Origin of the sequence: Escherichia sp. E2748, assembly GCF_005781125.1 — a bacterium.
Classification (GTDB): Bacteria; Pseudomonadota; Gammaproteobacteria; order Enterobacterales; family Enterobacteriaceae; genus Escherichia.
The window spans coordinates 110,915-129,242 of record NZ_VATP01000021.1 but is presented as its reverse complement, the minus strand read 5'-3'; the positions used below and the strand labels follow the sequence as shown (position 1 = coordinate 129,242).

20 protein-coding genes are annotated in these 18,328 nt (G+C 50.5%); 16 read left to right on the top strand and 4 right to left on the bottom strand.

What is annotated here, in order from left to right; genetic code table 11:
- Positions 1-50 precede the first annotated feature (50 nt).
- From citC to uspG, 10 genes are all read left to right on the top strand, one after another.
- Positions 51-1,109: a [citrate (pro-3S)-lyase] ligase gene (citC, locus tag FEK42_RS17085; RefSeq protein WP_135490937.1), complete on the top strand. Its 1,059-nt coding sequence runs from the start codon at positions 51-53 to the stop codon at positions 1,107-1,109.
- Between the two features lie 14 nt (positions 1,110-1,123).
- A complete protein-coding gene (citD, locus tag FEK42_RS17080) occupies positions 1,124-1,420 on the top strand; it encodes a citrate lyase acyl carrier protein (protein ID WP_000700703.1) in 297 nt (98 codons plus the stop codon).
- A complete protein-coding gene (citE, locus tag FEK42_RS17075) occupies positions 1,417-2,325 on the top strand; it encodes a citrate (pro-3S)-lyase subunit beta (protein WP_000622357.1) in 909 nt (302 codons plus the stop codon). Before citD ends, citE begins: the two co-directional genes overlap by 4 nt.
- Positions 2,326-2,335: 10 nt before the next feature.
- Entirely contained in the window at positions 2,336-3,868 is a 1,533-nt protein-coding gene (gene citF, locus FEK42_RS17070; RefSeq protein WP_096987655.1) for a citrate lyase subunit alpha, read from the top strand.
- A gap of 3 nt (positions 3,869-3,871) precedes the next feature.
- Positions 3,872-4,423 (top strand): citrate lyase holo-[acyl-carrier protein] synthase, encoded by a 552-nt coding sequence (gene citX / locus FEK42_RS17065; RefSeq protein WP_000550408.1) that lies wholly within the window; start codon positions 3,872-3,874, stop codon positions 4,421-4,423.
- Positions 4,398-5,276 carry a triphosphoribosyl-dephospho-CoA synthase CitG gene (citG, locus tag FEK42_RS17060; protein ID WP_131161033.1) on the top strand — a complete coding sequence of 293 codons (879 nt, stop codon included), beginning with the start codon at positions 4,398-4,400 and terminating at the stop codon, positions 5,274-5,276. The genes citX and citG overlap by 26 nt, the downstream gene beginning before the upstream one ends.
- Before the next feature lie 50 nt (positions 5,277-5,326).
- Positions 5,327-6,790 (top strand): citrate/succinate antiporter CitT, encoded by a 1,464-nt coding sequence (gene citT / locus FEK42_RS17055; protein WP_135492607.1) that lies wholly within the window; start codon positions 5,327-5,329, stop codon positions 6,788-6,790.
- 113 nt (positions 6,791-6,903) lie between these two features.
- Positions 6,904-7,710 carry a ribonuclease I gene (gene rna, locus FEK42_RS17050; RefSeq protein WP_135492606.1) on the top strand — a complete coding sequence of 269 codons (807 nt, stop codon included), beginning with the start codon at positions 6,904-6,906 and terminating at the stop codon, positions 7,708-7,710.
- A 239-nt stretch (positions 7,711-7,949) separates the two neighbouring features.
- On the top strand, positions 7,950-8,360 hold the full coding sequence (gene rnk, locus FEK42_RS17045; RefSeq protein ID WP_130206455.1) for a nucleoside diphosphate kinase regulator: 411 nt from the start codon (positions 7,950-7,952) through the stop codon (positions 8,358-8,360).
- A gap of 354 nt (positions 8,361-8,714) precedes the next feature.
- The gene (gene uspG / locus FEK42_RS17040; protein WP_130206453.1) at positions 8,715-9,143 is read left to right on the top strand and encodes a universal stress protein UspG; all 429 of its coding nucleotides are present in this window, start codon (positions 8,715-8,717) and stop codon (positions 9,141-9,143) included.
- A gap of 118 nt (positions 9,144-9,261) precedes the next feature.
- Here the strand turns inward: uspG and ahpF are convergent, their stop codons facing one another.
- Complete coding sequence (gene ahpF / locus FEK42_RS17035) at positions 9,262-10,827, bottom strand: alkyl hydroperoxide reductase subunit F (RefSeq protein ID WP_130206451.1); 1,566 nt, start codon at positions 10,825-10,827, stop codon at positions 9,262-9,264.
- On the opposite strand from ahpF, the gene FEK42_RS22795 reads away from it, so the two are divergent.
- Positions 10,826-11,002 (top strand): hypothetical protein, encoded by a 177-nt coding sequence (locus tag FEK42_RS22795; RefSeq protein WP_165383272.1) that lies wholly within the window; start codon positions 10,826-10,828, stop codon positions 11,000-11,002. The genes ahpF and FEK42_RS22795 overlap by 2 nt on opposite strands.
- Here FEK42_RS22795 and ahpC read toward each other — a convergent pair.
- Positions 10,999-11,562 (bottom strand): alkyl hydroperoxide reductase subunit C, encoded by a 564-nt coding sequence (gene ahpC / locus FEK42_RS17030; RefSeq protein WP_000052796.1) that lies wholly within the window; start codon positions 11,560-11,562, stop codon positions 10,999-11,001. The genes FEK42_RS22795 and ahpC overlap by 4 nt on opposite strands.
- A 372-nt stretch (positions 11,563-11,934) precedes the next feature.
- Between ahpC and dsbG the strand changes: the two genes are divergently transcribed.
- From dsbG to FEK42_RS17010, 4 genes are all read left to right on the top strand, one after another.
- Positions 11,935-12,675: a thiol:disulfide interchange protein DsbG gene (dsbG, locus tag FEK42_RS17025; RefSeq protein ID WP_135490932.1), complete on the top strand. Its 741-nt coding sequence runs from the start codon at positions 11,935-11,937 to the stop codon at positions 12,673-12,675.
- A gap of 209 nt (positions 12,676-12,884) precedes the next feature.
- Positions 12,885-13,787, top strand: a complete 903-nt coding sequence (locus FEK42_RS17020) for a LysR family transcriptional regulator (RefSeq protein WP_135492605.1) — start codon at positions 12,885-12,887, stop codon at positions 13,785-13,787.
- Positions 13,788-13,933: 146 nt separating this feature from the next.
- Complete coding sequence (locus FEK42_RS17015) at positions 13,934-15,154, top strand: phosphoadenosine phosphosulfate reductase (protein WP_135492604.1); 1,221 nt, start codon at positions 13,934-13,936, stop codon at positions 15,152-15,154.
- A complete protein-coding gene (locus FEK42_RS17010) occupies positions 15,127-15,756 on the top strand; it encodes a ParB/RepB/Spo0J family partition protein (protein WP_130258600.1) in 630 nt (209 codons plus the stop codon). Before FEK42_RS17015 ends, FEK42_RS17010 begins: the two co-directional genes overlap by 28 nt.
- Here FEK42_RS17010 and ybdL read toward each other — a convergent pair whose 3' ends face one another.
- A complete protein-coding gene (ybdL, locus tag FEK42_RS17005; RefSeq protein WP_135492603.1) occupies positions 15,757-16,917 on the bottom strand; it encodes a methionine-oxo-acid transaminase in 1,161 nt (386 codons plus the stop codon). It lies immediately after the preceding gene.
- Positions 16,918-17,025: 108 nt separating this feature from the next.
- Here ybdL and hcxA point away from each other — a divergent pair, with 108 nt between their 5' ends.
- The gene (gene hcxA / locus FEK42_RS17000; RefSeq protein WP_135492602.1) at positions 17,026-18,114 is read left to right on the top strand and encodes a hydroxycarboxylate dehydrogenase HcxA; all 1,089 of its coding nucleotides are present in this window, start codon (positions 17,026-17,028) and stop codon (positions 18,112-18,114) included.
- 9 nt (positions 18,115-18,123) lie between these two features.
- On the opposite strand, the gene FEK42_RS16995 is transcribed toward hcxA, so the two are convergent.
- Positions 18,124-18,321 carry a YbdD/YjiX family protein gene (locus FEK42_RS16995; RefSeq protein ID WP_000460431.1) on the bottom strand — a complete coding sequence of 66 codons (198 nt, stop codon included), beginning with the start codon at positions 18,319-18,321 and terminating at the stop codon, positions 18,124-18,126.
- Between the last annotated feature and the right edge of the window lie 7 nt (positions 18,322-18,328).

Below are 18,328 nucleotides of genomic sequence, written 5' to 3'. Positions count from 1 at the left end.
ACATTTGTTGCAAATCGATAACAACATGCACCTTCAGGATACTATTTATTATGTTCGGCAATGATATTTTCACCCGGGTAAAACGTTCAGAAAATAAAAAGATGGCGGAAATTACCCACTTTCTGCATGAAAATGATTTGAGTGTTGACACCACGGTCGAAGTATTTATTACCGTAACCCGTAACGACCGCCTTATTGCCTGCGGCGGAATTGCCGGAAATATCATTAAGTGCGTCGCTATCAGTGAATCAGTTCGTGGTGAAGGACTGGCGCTGACATTAGCCACCGAACTGATAAACCTCGCCTATGAACGGCACAGCACGCATCTGTTTATTTATACCAAAACCGAATACGAGACGCTGTTCCGTCAGTGCGGTTTCTATACGTTAACCAGCGTACCTGGCGTGATGGTGTTGATGGAAAATAGCGCCACACGTCTGAAACGCTATGCCGAATCGCTGAAGAAATTCCGTCATGAAGGGAAGAAGATTGGCTGTATCGTCATGAACGCCAATCCCTTTACTAACGGCCACCGTTATCTGATTCAACAAGCTGCGGCACAGTGCGACTGGCTGCATCTGTTTTTAGTCAAAGAAGACTCTTCACGCTTTCCCTATGACGACCGGTTAGATCTGGTGTTAAAAGGCACCGCCGATATTCCGCGCCTGACCGTGCATCGCGGCTCCGAGTACATCATCTCCCGTGCCACGTTCCCCTGCTACTTCATTAAAGAACAGAGCGTCATCAACCATTGTTACACCGAAATTGACCTGAAAATTTTCCGTCAGTACCTCGCGCCCGCGCTGGGCGTTACTCACCGCTTTGTTGGTACTGAACCCATTTGTCGCGTGACCGCTCAGTACAACCAGGATATGCGCTACTGGCTGGAAACACCGACCATCTCCGCACCGCCCATCGAACTGGTTGAAATTGAGCGACTGCGTTACCAGGAACTGCCGATATCCGCTTCCCGGGTACGTCAACTGCTGGTGAAAAACGATCTCACGGCTATCGCGCCACTGGTCCCGGCACCCACTCTGCATTACTTGCAGAATCTGCTTGAACACGCCCGCCAGGACGCGGCAGTTCGTCAAAAGACCCCCGCATAAGAAACAGGTGAAAAATGAAAATAAACCAGCCCGCCGTTGCAGGCACCCTTGAGTCTGGGGATGTGATGATACGCATCGCCCCACTCGATACGCAGGATATCGACCTGCAAATCAACAGCAGCGTTGAGAAACAGTTTGGCGATGCGATTCGCACCACCATTCTGGACGTTCTAGCCCGCTATAACGTGCGCGGCGTACAGCTGAATGTCGATGACAAAGGCGCACTGGACTGCATTTTACGTGCACGACTGGAAGCCTTGCTGGCACGCGCCAGCGGTATCCCGGCGCTGCCATGGGAGGATTGCCAATGATTTCCGCTTCGCTGCAACAACGTAAAACTCGCACCCGCCGCAGCATGCTGTTTGTGCCTGGCGCCAATGCCGCGATGGTCAGCAACTCCTTCATCTACCCAGCTGATGCTCTGATGTTCGACCTCGAAGACTCCGTGGCGTTGCGTGAAAAAGACACCGCACGTCGCATGGTCTACCACGCGCTGCAACATCCGCTGTATCGCGATATTGAAACCATCGTACGTGTTAACGCACTGGATTCTGAATGGGGCGTTAACGACCTGGAAGCCGTCGTTCGCGGCGGCGCAGACGTTGTGCGTCTGCCGAAAACCGATACCGCTCAGGACGTTCTGGATATCGAAAAAGAGATCCTGCGTATCGAAAAAGCCTGTGGTCGCGAACCAGGCAGCACTGGGCTGCTGGCGGCGATTGAATCTCCGCTGGGCATTACCCGCGCGGTGGAAATCGCTCACGCTTCCGAGCGTTTAATTGGTATCGCCCTTGGCGCAGAAGACTACGTGCGCAACCTGCGTACAGAACGCTCTCCGGAAGGAACTGAACTGCTGTTCGCTCGCTGCTCTATTTTGCAGGCCGCACGTTCTGCGGGTATTCAGGCGTTCGATACCGTCTATTCCGACGCCAACAACGAAGCTGGATTCCTGCAAGAAGCCGCCCACATCAAACAACTGGGCTTTGACGGCAAATCGCTGATCAACCCGCGTCAGATTGATCTGCTGCACAACCTCTACGCTCCAACCCAGAAAGAAGTGGATCACGCACGCCGCGTCGTAGAAGCCGCTGAAGCCGCCGCTCGCGAAGGCCTTGGCGTCGTTTCCCTGAACGGCAAGATGGTTGACGGTCCGGTTATCGATCGCGCCCGTCTGGTGCTCTCCCGTGCAGAACTTTCCGGCATCCGCGAAGAATAAGGCAATCAAAATGACGCAGAAAATTGAACAATCTCAACGACAAGAACGGGTAGCAGCCTGGAATCGTCACGCTGAATGCGATCTTGCCGCTTTCCAGAACTCGCCGAAACAAACCTATCAGGCTGAAAAAGCGCGCGATCGCAAACTGTGCGCCAACCTGGAAGAAGCCATTCGTCGTTCTGGTTTGCAAGATGGTATGACCGTCTCCTTCCACCATGCTTTTCGTGGTGGTGACCTGACCGTCAATATGGTGATGGACGTCATCGCGAAGATGGGCTTTAAAAACCTGACCCTGGCGTCCAGTTCCCTGAGTGATTGCCATGCGCCGCTGGTAGAACACATTCGCCAGGGCGTGGTTACCCGCATTTATACCTCCGGTTTACGCGGCCCACTGGCAGAAGAAATCTCCCGTGGCCTGCTGGCTGAACCGGTGCAAATCCACTCCCACGGCGGTCGCGTGCATCTGGTACAGAGCGGCGAACTGAACATCGACGTCGCTTTCCTCGGCGTCCCGTCCTGTGATGAATTCGGTAATGCCAACGGCTACACCGGTAAAGCCTGCTGCGGCTCCCTCGGCTATGCAATGGTTGATGCCGACAACGCAAAACAGGTCGTGATGCTCACCGAAGAACTGCTGCCTTATCCGCATAATCCGGCAAGCATTGAGCAAGATCAGGTTGATTTGATCGTCAAAGTTGATCGCGTTGGCGATGCCGCGAAAATCGGTGCTGGCGCAACCCGTATGACCACTAACCCGCGCGAACTGCTGATTGCCCGCAGCGCTGCGGATGTGATTGTCAACTCTGGCTACTTCAAAGAAGGTTTCTCCATGCAGACCGGCACCGGCGGCGCTTCGCTTGCGGTAACCCGTTTCCTGGAAGACAAAATGCGTAGCCGCGATATTCGCGCCGACTTCGCCCTCGGTGGCATTACCGCAACGATGGTTGATCTGCACGAAAAAGGTCTGATCCGCAAACTGCTGGATGTGCAGAGCTTTGACAGCCACGCTGCGCAATCGCTGGCCCGTAACCCGAATCACATCGAAATCAGTGCCAACCAGTACGCTAACTGGGGCTCTAAAGGCGCATCGGTTGATCGTCTCGACGTGGTGGTACTGAGCGCGCTGGAAATTGATACCCAGTTCAACGTTAACGTGCTGACCGGCTCTGACGGTGTGCTGCGTGGCGCTTCCGGCGGTCACTGCGATACCGCAATTGCCTCTGCGCTTTCCATCATTGTTGCGCCGCTGGTGCGCGGTCGTATCCCTACTCTGGTGGATAACGTGCTGACCTGCATTACCCCAGGGTCCAGCGTCGATATTCTGGTCACCGACCACGGCATCGCTGTTAACCCGGCACGTCCGGAACTGGCAGAACGTCTGCAGGAAGCAGGCATAAAAGTGGTTTCCATTGAGTGGCTGCGCGAACGTGCGCGTCTGCTGACCGGTGAACCACAGCCGATTGAATTCACCGACCGCGTCGTTGCCGTCGTGCGCTACCGCGATGGCTCGGTGATTGACGTTGTGCATCAGGTGAAGGAATAAGCCATGCACCTGCTCCCTGAACTCGCCAGCCACCATGCGGTTTCAATTCCCGAGTTGCTCGTCAGCCGGGATGAAAGGCAAGCACGGCAACACGCCTGGCTCAAGCGCCATCCTGTTCCACTGGTCTCCTTTACCGTGGTTGCGCCGGGTCCGATTAAAGACAGCGAGGTCACACGCCGAATTTTTAATCATGGCGTGACAGCCTTGCGCGCTTTAGCCGCAAAGCAGGGCTGGCAAATTCAGGAGCAGGCTGCACTGGTTTCCGCCAGCGGGCCGGAGGGCATGTTGAGCATTGCCGCTCCAGCTCGCGACCTCAAGCTCGCCACGATTGAGCTTGAACATAGTCATCCTCTCGGGCGTTTATGGGATATCGATGTCCTGACGCCCGAAGGCGAAATTCTCTCCCGCCGCGATTATTCGCTGCCGCCTCGCCGCTGCCTGCTATGCGAGCAAAGCGCAGCCGTCTGCGCGCGCGGGAAAACCCACCAACTGACCGATTTACTCAACCGCATGGAGGCGCTGCTGAACGATGTCGATGCCTGCAACGTCAACTAAAACCACAAAGCTTGCTGCGTCATTAATCAATGAATACGCCCTGCTGGGCTGGCGCGCCATGCTGACTGAAGTCAATCTGTCACCGAAACCAGGCCTGGTAGATCGCATTAACTGCGGTGCGCACAAAGATATGGCGCTGGAAGATTTCCACCGTAGCGCACTGGCGATCCAGGGCTGGTTACCCTGTTTCATTGAATTTGGTGCCTGTAGTGCAGAAATGGCACCGGAAGCGGTACTCCACGGATTACGCCCAATTGGTATGGCCTGTGAAGGCGATATGTTCCGCGCCACTGCGGGCGTAAACACCCATAAAGGCAGTATTTTTTCTTTAGGGCTACTGTGCGCGGCGATTGGCCGTTTGCTTCAGCTCAACCAGCCGGTAACGCCCACAACCGTTTGTTCGACGGCGGCAAGTTTCTGCCGTGGTCTGACCGAGCGCGAACTGCGTACCAATAATCAACAACTGACCGCAGGTCAACGGTTGTACCAGCAACTTGGCCTTACCGGCGCGCGCGGTGAAGCCGAAGCAGGTTATCCACTGGTGATCAACCACGCCCTACCGCATTACCTCACTCTGCTGGATCAGGGGCTAGATCCTGAACTGGCATTGCTCGATACCTTGCTCCTACTGATGGCTACCAACGGCGATACCAACGTTGCATCGCGCGGTGGTGAGGGGGGCCTGCGCTGGCTACAGCGCGAGGCGCAAACACTATTGCAAAAAGGGGGCATTCGAACCCCCGCCGATCTCGATTATCTCCGGCAGTTCGACAGGGAGTGTATCGAACGAAATCTCAGTCCAGGCGGCAGTGCCGACCTGCTGATCCTTACCTGGTTTTTAGCACAGATTTAATAATTTAAGCACTTGATAAATTTGGAAATATTAATTTTCGGAGAACCCGTATGTCTTTAGCAAAAGATAATATATGGAAACTATTGGCCCCACTGGTGGTGATGGGCGTCATGTTTCTTATCCCTGTCCCCGACGGTATGCCGCCGCAGGCATGGCATTACTTCGCTGTGTTTGTGGCAATGATTGTCGGAATGATCCTCGAGCCAATCCCGGCAACAGCGATCAGTTTTATTGCAGTAACCATTTGCGTGATTGGCAGTAATTACCTGCTCTTTGACGCCAAAGAATTAGCTGACCCAGCGTTTAATGCGCAAAAACAGGCGCTGAAATGGGGGCTGGCTGGTTTTTCCAGTACCACAGTCTGGCTGGTATTTGGCGCATTTATCTTTGCATTAGGATATGAAGTTTCTGGATTAGGCCGTCGTATTGCCCTTTTCCTGGTGAAATTCATGGGGAAACGCACGCTGACGTTAGGTTATGCGATTGTCATTATCGACATTCTGCTGGCACCGTTTACACCGTCCAACACCGCGCGTACCGGGGGTACGGTTTTCCCGGTCATTAAAAACCTGCCGCCGCTATTTAAATCATTCCCGAACGATCCGTCCGCGCGTCGTATTGGCGGCTATTTGATGTGGATGATGGTCATTAGTACCAGTCTGAGTTCTTCCATGTTTGTCACTGGTGCAGCACCAAACGTGCTGGGTCTGGAGTTCGTCAGCAAAATTGCCGGTATCCAGATTAGCTGGTTACAGTGGTTCCTCTGCTTCCTGCCGGTTGGGGTTATCTTGCTTATCATTGCGCCGTGGCTTTCCTACGTGCTATACAAACCGGAAGTTACCCATAGTGAAGAAGTGGCAACCTGGGCGGGTGATGAACTAAAAACCATGGGGCGTCTGACACGCAGAGAATGGACGCTGATTGGCCTTGTGTTGCTCAGCTTAGGTTTATGGGTATTTGGCAGCGAAGTGATTAATGCCACTGCGGTTGGCCTGCTGGCTGTTTCGCTGATGCTGGCGCTGCACGTTGTGCCGTGGAAAGACATTACCCGTTATAACAGCGCATGGAACACGCTGGTCAACCTGGCAACGCTGGTCGTCATGGCTAATGGCCTGACTCGTTCCGGATTTATCGACTGGTTCGCCAGCACCATGAGTACGCATCTGGAAGGTTTTTCGCCAAATGCGACGGTTATCGTCCTCGTGCTGGTGTTCTATTTTGCTCATTACCTGTTTGCCAGCCTGTCAGCGCACACCGCAACCATGCTGCCGGTCATTCTGGCGGTCGGTAAAGGTATTCCGGGCGTACCGATGGAACAACTGTGTATTCTGCTGGTGCTGTCTATCGGTATCATGGGCTGTCTGACCCCATATGCTACTGGCCCAGGTGTGATTATTTACGGCTGCGGCTATGTGAAATCAAAAGATTACTGGCGTCTTGGGGCTATCTTCGGGGTGATTTATATTGCCATGCTGCTTCTGGTAGGCTGGCCGATTCTCGCCATGTGGAACTAATACGTTCGCCAAACACTGAATAAATCACCGCGCCCGCCAGGTTAGCCAACCTGGCGGGCTTTTTTATGATTTAATAGATAGTATTCAGTGCATGTATGAGTTCCACACCCACTATGAAAATATTCTGGCATAACGCCGCTTTACTGGCGGCTTCTCTGCTCCCCTTATCTTCTGTCAACGCCGCTGCATTACAGGCAAAACAGTATGGCGATTTTGATCGTTACGTTTTAGCTCTTTCCTGGCAAACCGGGTTTTGCCAGAGCCAGCACGACCGAAATCGTAACGAACGCGATGAGTGTCGACTGCAAACCGAAACGAGCAACAAGGCCGATTTTCTGACCGTACATGGTCTGTGGCCAGGATTACCTAAATCGGTTGCTGCGCGTGGCGTTGATGAACGCCGCTGGATGCGCTTCGGCTGCGCCACTCGCCCAGTCCCAAACCTGCCGGAAGCGCGCGCCAGCCGGATGTGTTCTTCACCGGAAACAGGGTTATCGCTGGAAACAGCAGCTAAATTGAGTGAAGTTATGCCGGGCGCAGGTGGTCGTTCCTGTCTGGAACGTTATGAATACGCGAAACACGGCGCCTGCTTTGGTTTTGATCCGGACGCTTACTTCGGGACGATGGTACGTCTGAATCAAGAGATCAAAGAGAGCGCAGCCGGAAAATTCCTCGCTGATAACTACGGTAAAACCGTGAGCCGCAGTGACTTTGACGACGCCTTTGCCAAAAACTGGGGGAAAGAGAACGTCAAAGCGGTCAAGTTAACCTGCCAGGGTAATCCGGCGTATTTGACTGAAATCCAGATTTCAATCAAAGCTGATGCCATCAATGCGCCGCTCTCGGCAAGCTCATTCTTGCCACAACCTCACCCAGGCAACTGTGGCAAAGCCTTTGTGATTGATAAAGCAGGTTATTGAGATCCAGCGCAGCGGACGTTGATCCATCACGAAAATTTATCCCTTACGCTGTTTTTCGATTGAGATTTATACAAATCGCTCAGCATTAAGGAATTACCTGAATGTGATGTAAATCACTTCAAAGAGTGAGCAACAGTCAGTATCATCATATGAGCTAAACCCTCGCCGCCTGACGGTGAGGGTTTTCTTTTGGGTATGTTTATCTGCGACAATCGCAGTACCGACGACATGGAGTAAAAATGTCCAGACCAACAATCATCATTAACGACCTGGATGCCGAACGCATCGATATTCTGCTGGAGCAACCTGCCTATGCCGGTTTGCCAATCGCCGACGCGTTAAACGCAGAGTTGGATCGCGCCCAAATGTGTTCGCCAGAAGAGATGCCGCACGATGTGGTGACGATGAACAGCCGGGTTAAATTCCGCAATCTTAGCGATGGCGAAGTCCGTGTGCGTACACTGGTGTATCCGGCAAAAATGACCGACAGCAATACTCAACTTTCCGTTATGGCTCCGGTTGGTGCCGCACTGCTGGGGTTGCGCGTTGGCGATACCATCCACTGGGAACTTCCGGGCGGCGTTGCTACCCACCTTGAAGTGCTGGAACTCGAATACCAGCCTGAAGCCGCTGGCGACTACCTGCTTTAATCCCATCTGCACAAGCGTTATTCGCTTTGCCCGGAGGATGCTTCTGCATCCTCTTTCCGCTCAAATATCAACCAGATTTATCATTTTGCTCTTCACCGCTGCGTTCTAATCTGAACAAGTTATCCACCAGCGGATCCCCCTATGAGCGAAGCTCTCGGTATTACTGCGTTTTATATATTCATTGCAGCAATTCTTGTTGTGGCAGTGCTATATCTTGAGCAACGCTGGTAGTAGCTGACTTAATCCATTTTCCAGATCAATTGCTATCCCAGATCAAATCAACTTCGCAAATCATAGAATCATAATCAATAATATGCTGTTATATGTTCATGCAATAGCAAGGAGGGAATGCTTATGTACAAAACAATCATTATGCCAGTAGACGTATTTGAAATGGAATTGAGCGACAAAGCCGTTCGTCACGCTGAATTTCTCGCCCAGGATGATGGCGTAATTCATTTACTCCATGTATTACCGGGCGCCGCAAGCCTTAGTCTGCACCGTTTTGCTGCTGATGTGCGTCGTTTCGAAGAACATTTGCAACATGAAGCCGAAGAACGCTTACAGACAATGGTCGGCCATTTCAATATTGATCCATCCCGTATCAAACCACATGTCCGTTTTGGTAACGTGCGAGATGAAGTGAACGAGTTAGCTAAAGAACTGGATGCGGATGTTGTGGTTATCGGTTCGCGAAATCCATCGATTTCAACCCATCTGTTAGGTTCTAACGCTTCCAACGTGATCCGCCACGCCAATCTGCCGGTATTAGTCGTTCGTTAACAAATTAACGCATTTATGACGCCCTGCCCTGAGCAATCCCGGCAGGGCGTTTTTTATAAAAAAAGCCGCCAGGTTTGACCCCGGCGGCTAAGCAATTGCAGGTGAATCTTACTTCTTCTTATGCAGTTTTGGTGCGAATCAGGTAGTCAAAAGCGCTCAGAGAGGCTTTAGCACCTTCGCCAGTAGCGATGATGATCTGCTTGTACGGAACCGTCGTACAGTCACCGGCAGCGAACACGCCTTTGACGTTGGTTTCGCATTTCGCATCAATGATTATCTCACCCATACGATTACGTTCTACTGCGCCTTCCAGCCAGTTGGTGTTCGGCAGCAGACCAATCTGGACGAAAATACCAGCCAGTTCGATGTTGTGAATATCGCCACTGACACGATCACGATATTCCAGACCTACGACTTTGCTACCGTCGCCTTTCACTTCCGTGGTTTGCGCATTCAGAATGATGTCGACGTTTTTCAGGCTGCGCAGTTTGTCCTGCAGAACCTGGTCGGCTTTCATTTCTGGGGCAAATTCCAGCAGCGTTACGTGTTCAACAATCCCTGCCAGGTCGATTGCCGCTTCCACACCGGAGTTACCGCCGCCGATAACCGCTACGCGTTTGCCTTTAAACAGTGGGCCGTCGCAGTGCGGGCAGTAGGTCACGCCTTTGGTGCGATACTGATCTTCGCCCGGAACGTTCATGTTGCGCCATTTTGCACCGGTCGCCACGATAATGCTGCGAGCTTTCAGTACCGCGCCGGAAGCCGTTTCAATCTGATGCAAGCCGCCTTCAACCGCTGCCGGGATCAGTTTGCTCGCGCTCTGGCTATCAATCACATCAACATCGTATTCATCAACGTGAACCTTCAGCGCGCCTGCCAGTTTTTGGCCTTCGGTTTTCGGCACAGAGATGTAGTTTTCGATATCAACAGTATCGAGGATCTGACCGCCAAAACGTTCGCCCATCAGACCAGTACGGATGCCTTTACGTGCGGAGTAAATTGCTGCCGCAGCCCCTGCCGGGCCAGAACCGACAATCAGCACATCGTAAGCGTCACGCTTGTTCAGCTCTTCTGCTGCACGTTTTTCAGCGCCAGTATCGATTTTGGCGACGATTTCGGAAATAGTCATACGGCCCTGGCCAAACTCTTTCCCGTTTACGAACACTGCCGGAACGCCCATCACGTTGCGATCGGTGATTTCGTTCTGGAAGGTGCCGCCGTCAATTGCAGTGTGCTTGATGCGCGGGTTCAGTACGCTCATCAGGTTCAGCGCCTGCACCACGTCCGGGCAGTTGTGGCAAGAGAGCGAATAATAAGTTTCGAATTCAAAATCACCGTCAATGTTGCGGATCTGCTCCAGTAGAGACTGCGCTTCTTTCGACGGATGACCACCGGTCCACAGCAGCGCCAGTACCAGCGAGGTGAACTCATGACCCAGCGGGGAGCCTGCAAAACGCGGCCCCTGGTTGGAACCTGGGTTGGTGATCAGGAAAGACGGCTTACGCACCGGCAAGCTGTTATCTTCTTTAAAGGTGACTTTGTCTGACAGTTCTGCGATTTCAGCCAACAGTTCCTTGATTTCTGCCGATTTAGCGCTGTCATCCAGCGTGGCAATCAACTCAACAGGCTTGGTCAATTTCTCAAGGTAAGCCTTGAGTTGAGTTTTCATATTTGTGTCGAGCATGTTTATCTCCTGGGCTTTAAACATCATCATGCAAGCGGCCTTCATCGGCTACCTGGATGCAGCTTGCATCATGATGCGGGGAAGAAAATCGGGTGCCGCAGCACCCGAAGAATTAGGTGAATTTCCGAAGTATTTCGCGCCGGAGTTGGTAGCGCGAAAGACGAAGGAAATTTAGATTTTACCAACCAGGTCCAGAGACGGAGCCAGAGTTGCTTCACCTTCTTTCCATTTAGCCGGGCAAACTTCACCTGGGTGAGAAGCTACATACTGAGCAGCTTTGATTTTACGCAGCAGGTCAGACGCGTCACGGCCAATGCCTTCAGCGGTAACTTCGATTGCCTGGATGATACCCTGCGGGTCAACAACGAAGGTCGCACGGTCAGCCAGACCTTCATCTTCACGCATGTTGTCGAAGTTACGGGTCAGGGCGCCAGTCGGGTCGCCGATCATCGCGTATTTGATTTTCGCGATGGTTTCAGAGCTGCTGTGCCATGCTTTGTGGGTGAAGTGAGTATCGGTAGATACTGCGTATACGTCTACGCCCAGTTTCTGCAGTTCTTCGTAATGGTCTGCAACGTCGCCCAGTTCGGTCGGGCATACGAAAGTAAAGTCAGCCGGGTAGAAGAAGAAGACGCTCCAGCGGCCTTCGGTATCTTTCTCGGTGATTTCGATGAATTCGCCGTTTTTGAATGCCTGGTTTTTAAAAGGTTTAATTTTGGTGTTAATCAAGGACATCTATACTTCCTCCGTGTTTTCGATGAGATGTAAGGTAACCAATTTTTGCCGATTCGGCTAATGCGTTTCCATTATCAAATCGATAAGTTTTACCTTACAACCTTCGTAAGACAACTTTGTGAACTTTGCACCGCCAGCGGCGATAAAAGTAAAATGGGCCTCCTTTCCAGGTGGCCGCGTAACCTGAACTACCCTTTGGTATCTTCAGCGCCTGTTCAGCAGGCTGCGGTGTTGCAATGACGACCGCAATGCCGAGAGGGATTACAACACCCTCATAAACAAAGGGCAATCACCTGTTCTAAGCTCTTACCTATGACAGTGATAGGTTATGCCTTTTACTCAAATTTTGCACTGACTGAAAAGGACAAATTAATGTTAAAAAAGATACTTTTATTGGCTCTGCTTCCTGCAGTCGCCTTCGCAGAGGAACTTCCAGCCCCAGTAAAAGCCATTGAAAAACAGGGTATTACTATCCTCAAATCTTTTGATGCCCCCGGGGGAATGAAAGGTTATCTCGGAAAGTATCAGGATATGGGAGTTACTATCTACCTGACACCAGACGGCAAGCACGCCATCTCAGGTTATATGTACAACGAAAAAGGTGAAAACCTGAGTAACACGCTTATTGAAAAAGAGATTTATGCGCCAGTCGGTCGTGAAATGTGGCAACGGATGGAGCAATCCCACTGGATCCTCGACGGCAAAAAAGATGCGCCTGTTGTGGTTTATGTCTTTGCCGATCCATTTTGTCCGTATTGTAAACAGTTCTGGCAGCAGACGCGCCCGTGGGTTGAGACTGGCAAAGTTCAGCTTCGCACACTACTGGTTGGCGTAATCAAACCGGAAAGCCCAGCGACTGCTGCGGCGATCCTCGCGGCTAAAGATCCGGCTAAAGCATGGCAAGAGTATGAAGCATCAGACAAGAAGCTAAACATTCCGGCCACCGTTGGTGCAGAGCAAATGAAAATCTTAAGTGCAAATGAAAAACTGATGGATGAACTTGGCGCAAACGTCACGCCTGCTATCTACTACATGAGTCCGGAGAATACATTGCAACAGGCGGTCGGATTACCGGATCAAAAGACCTTAAATATCATCATGGGAAATAAATAATATTAAATCATGGATAACTGGAATATATACAGCTTTTCAGTTATCCTGAAAACCGCAAGAATTGATCACAAACAATAAATCGACTATGCTATTTTAGAAAAACTTAATCATGAATTAAGTAAAAGAACATAATAAATACAAATATATTAATTCATATTATAGATTTAATGAATATCATGATGAGTGCAATGATATGAATGGAGTACATCATGGCCAATCTTTACGACTTAAAAAAATTTGACTTGAATTTACTGGTAATCTTCGAGTGCATTTACCAACATCTCAGCATTAGTAAGGCTGCAGAATCGCTATATATAACGCCCTCTGCGGTTAGTCAGTCCCTGCAGCGCTTACGTACACAGTTTAATGATCCTTTGTTTACTCGTGCCGGAAAAGGTATTACGCCAACGACTACTGGGTTAAATCTTCATCATCATCTTGAGAAAAACCTTAGAAACCTGGAACAAACAATAAATATCGTCAATAAATCTGAATTAAAGAAAAAATTTATAATCTATGGTCCACAATTCATCTCTGCGACAAACGGCAGCCTTTTGATCAATAGTCTGCGCCAGGATGCGATTATCGACATTGAACATCATGACATTATGATGGCCGTAGAAAGCGCCGAAGATTTACTGGCTTACCGCAAAGCGGATCTCGTAGTGACATTGGCACCGGTTATCAGTCGTTCTGTAAGCTGTGTCCCATTTCAGTCAATTCGTAATACACTCATCTGTAGTACTACCCATCCGAGAATAAATGAACGGAGTACCCATGCACAAATTCTTGATGAAGAATTTACCTTTCTGATATCTAAAATCCCTGGATTAGAAGATTTCCAGATGGAAATAGAGGCACTCATGGCAGACCGTAAAATATCGTTTCGCAGTTCCTCTCTGTTTACCATTATTAATACAATTGCAGTTACCGATTTAATTGGTATTGTGCCTTACGAATTATATCGCAGTTACCATAAAACACTTCAGCTAAAGCAAATAAAACTTGAACACCCGCTGCCCTCAAACACGCTTTATATGTCCTATAATAAATCATCATTAAATAATCTTGCATTCTCACGATTCATTGATCGTTTGAATGACAATTTATAATAAACATCTATCCATTGGTAAAATGTTTTTCAATGAAAAATTCATAATGTAAATACATAAAATAATATATCTTATTTGAATTTATTTATTTTATAATTAAAAAACTATCACATTATCTACCTGTCTGGTTCAGAGAGCATCTTTAGATGTCTATTTATAAAATTCCTCTTCCGCTCAATATTCTGGAAGCGGCACAAGAGCGTATTACCTGGACACTCAACACCCTACCCCGCGTTTGTGTCTCATTTTCTGGCGGTAAAGATTCAGGCTTAATGCTTCATCTAACCGCGAATCTGGCCAGAAAAATGGGAAAAAAAATATACGTTCTGTTTATCGACTGGGAAGCACAGTTTTCTTTAACTATTCACTATATTCAGTCCCTACGAGAGCAGTATGCAGATGTCATTGAAGAATTTTATTGGGTAGCGCTGCCTCTTACGACGCAAAACTCTCTTTCTCAGTATCAACCCGAATGGCAATGCTGGGAACCTGATGTTGAATGGGTACGCCAGCCCCCGGAAGATGCGATAACCGATCCGACATTTTTCTCGTTTTATCAACCGAGTATGACGTTTGAACATTTCGTGCGTGAATTTGCCGAATGGTTTTCGCAAAAACGTCCGGCGGCCATGATGATCGGCATCCGGGCTGACGAGTCCTATAACCGTTTCGTTGCTATCGCCAGTTCGAATAAACAGCGTTTTGCCGACGATAAACCCTGGACTACGGCCGCACCAGGCGGTCATAGCTGGTACATTTACCCCATCTACGACTGGAAAGTGGCTGATATCTGGACCTGGTATGCAAATCATCAAAGTCTCTGCAACCCACTGTATAACCTAATGTATCAGGCAGGCGTCCCTCTGCGTCACATGCGAATTTGCGAACCTTTTGGCCCGGAGCAACGGCAGGGATTATGGCTCTATCACGTTATCGAACCGGATCGCTGGGCTGCTATGTGCGCACGAGTCAGCGGTGTAAAAAGCGGCGGAATTTACGCCGGACATGACAATCATTTCTATGGGCATCGGAAAATCCTCAAGCCAGAGCATTTAGACTGGCAAGAGTATGCATTATTGCTGCTCGATAGCATGCCGGAGAAAACAGCTGAGCATTACCGCAATAAAATCGCCATTTATTTGCACTGGTATCAGAAAAAAGGCATCGAGGTTCCACAAACCCAGCAAGGGGACATTGGCACGAAAGATATCCCCTCTTGGCGGCGAATATGCAAAGTTTTACTCAATAACGATTACTGGTGCCGGGCATTATCATTTAGTCCTACGAAAGCGAAGAACTATCAGCGTTATAACGAACGGATAAAAGGAAAACGTCAGGAATGGGGGATACTATGCAACAACGATTAACGCAGGATTTAACCCAATTTCTCGCCAGCTTGCCGGAAGACGATCGCATCAAAGCGATTAATGAAATCCGCATGGCGATCCATCAGGTTAGCCCCTTTCGTGAAGAGCCCGTGGATTGCGTTCTGTGGGTTAAAAATAGCCAACTCGTGCCGAATGATTACAACCCCAATAATGTGGCACCGCCAGAGAAGAAGCTGCTAAAAAAATCCATTGAAATTGATGGTTTTACCCAACCTATCGTGGTGACTAACACTCAATCTGACACAATGGAGATTGTTGATGGCTTTCACCGTCATGAAATTGGTAAAGGATCTAACACGTTAAAAACGCGCTTAAAAGGGTATTTACCGGTTACCTGTCTGGGAGGGGATCGTAACGAGCGCATCGCAGCAACAATTCGCCACAACCGCGCTCGTGGACGCCATCAAATCACTGCAATGTCGGAAATCGTCCGTGAACTCAGCCAGTTGGGATGGGACGATAATAAAATTGGCAAAGAACTGGGAATGGACAGCGACGAAGTGCTGCGCCTGAAGCAAATTAACGGCCTGCAAGAACTGTTTGCCGACCGTCAATATTCCCGCGCCTGGACTGTCAAATAACTAAAGCTGGCGCAGGCGTTCAGCTGCTGCCAGCAACGTCGATTCCTTCTTGGCAAAACAGAGACGAATCAGTTTATGGGGGAAGGGATCGGCGCAAAATACCGACAGCGGGATCGCCGCCACGCCATGCTCCCGCGTCAGCCACTGGCAAAACTCAACATCATCCAGCGTAGACACGGCGCTGTATTCCACCAGCAAAAAGTAAGTACCTTCGCAGGGTAGTATCTCCAGCCGACTTTCACTTAAGGCGTTCACCAGAATATCGCGTTTCTGCCTATAAAAGTCCGGTAACGCAAGATAATGCTCAGGTTCTGCTCGCAGCATATCGGCAAGCGCCAGTTGAGCCGGGGTATTGACCGAAAAGGTCAGATACTGATGCACTTTACGGATCTCGGCGCTGATGGGCGCAGGCGCAACGCAATAGCCCACTTTCCAGCCTGTCATATGATAGGTCTTGCCAAATGAAGAAACTGCCACCGCCCGCTCACGCAACTGCGGATGCGCCAGCACGCTGGCATGGCCCTGCTGTGAAAAGTTGATGTGCTCGTACACTTCATCACTAATAACAAAAATCTCGCGCCCGGCAATCGCCTGCCACAAAGCAGCGAAATCAGCCTGTTGCCAGACGGTGGCGCTGGGGTTATGCGGGGTGTTGAGGATCACCAGTCGGGTGCGCTCGCTTAACAATGCTGCAAATTCCTGCCAGTCAACGCGAAAATGCGGAGGTTGCAGTGCAATACGTTTCACTATTCCCCCAGAAAGCGCGATGGCGGGGGCGTAACTGTCATAGCTGGGATCAAAACAAATCACTTCATCACCATTGCGCACCAATGCGGTAATCGCTGCATATAACGCTTCCGTCGCCCCTGCCGTTACGGTGATATCGCTATCGGCACCTGGTTGATAGCCATACAGACGTTCCGTTTTCTGAGCAATCGCCTCGCGCAATGCCTGCACGCCGGCCATGGGCGCGTATTGGTTTGCCCCCTGGGCAACGTGGTACGCCAGCCGCTCCTGTAAATAGCGCGGACCATCAAAATCAGGAAAGCCTTGCGACAGGTTAATCGCCTGGTGTTGCTGCGCCAGTGCGCTCATCTGGGTGAAAATAGTGGTGCCAAGTTGTGGAAGTTTGCTTTGTGGAATCAGAGGGTTATTTGTCATTTTTATTGTACCTGACGAAGTTGCGTGTTGAAGGCACTATAACACGATGCTAGTATTTGGCAATCAAGACGTTTAGATGTCTAAATAAAACGATAAGGACAACACAACATGCCTCACAATCCCATCCGCGTCGTCGTCGGCCCGGCTAACTACTTTTCACATCCAGGAAGTCTCAATCACCTGCACGATTTTTTCACTGATGAACAGCTTTCTCGCGCGGTGTGGATCTACGGCGAACGCGCCATTGCTGCGGCGCAAACCAAACTTCCGCCAGCGTTTGGGCTGCCAGGGGCAAAGCATATTTTGTTTCGCGGTCATTGCAGCGAAAGCGATGTACAACAACTGGCGGCTGAGTCCGGTGACGATCGCAGCGTGGTGATTGGCGTCGGCGGCGGCGCACTGCTCGACACCGCGAAAGCCCTCGCCCGCCGTCTCGGTCTGCCGTTTGTTGCCGTTCCGACGATCGCCGCCACCTGCGCTGCCTGGACACCGCTCTCTGTCTGGTATAACGATGCCGGACAGGCGCTGCATTATGAGATTTTCGACGACGCCAATTTTATGGTGCTGGTGGAACCGGAGATTATCCTCAATGCGCCGCAACAATATCTGCTGGCGGGGATCGGTGACACGCTGGCGAAATGGTATGAAGCGGTAGTACTGGCCCCGCAACCAGAAACGTTGCCGCTAACCGTGCGTCTGGGGATTAATAACGCGCAGGCCATTCGCGACGTCTTGTTAAACGGTAGCGAACAGGCGCTTGCCGATCAGCAAAATCAGCAGGTAACGCAATCATTTTGCGATGTGGTGGATGCCATTATTGCTGGTGGTGGGATGGTCGGTGGTCTGGGCGATCGTTTTACGCGTGTGGCGGCGGCCCATGCCGTGCATAACGGTCTGACTGTACTGCCGCAAACCGAGAAGTTTCTCCACGGCACCAAAGTTGCCTACGGTATTCTGGTGCAAAGCGCCTTGCTGGGCCAGGATGATGTGCTGGCGCAATTAACCGGGGCGTATCAGCGTTTTCATCTGCCGACTACACTGGCGGAGCTGGAAGTGGATATCAATAATCAGGCGGAGATCGACAAAGTGATTGCCCACACCTTACGTCCGGTGGAATCCATTCACTACCTGCCAGTCACGCTGACACCAGATACGTTGCGTGCAGCGTTCGAAAAAGTGGAATCGTTTAAAGCCTGACGTACAAATTCAGCAGCAGCGCGCGCCGCCTTTTCCACCGTAGCGCGCGTCCTGCCGCTCGCGGAAAAACTCTTCGTAGGTCATCGGCGTTTGATCAGGATGGTTAACCCGCATATGTTCGACATAGTTGTCGTAATCAGGCATACCGATCATCAGCTTCGCCGCCTGACCTAAATATTTTCCGGCTTTTGCCAGTGAATCAAACATCTAAACC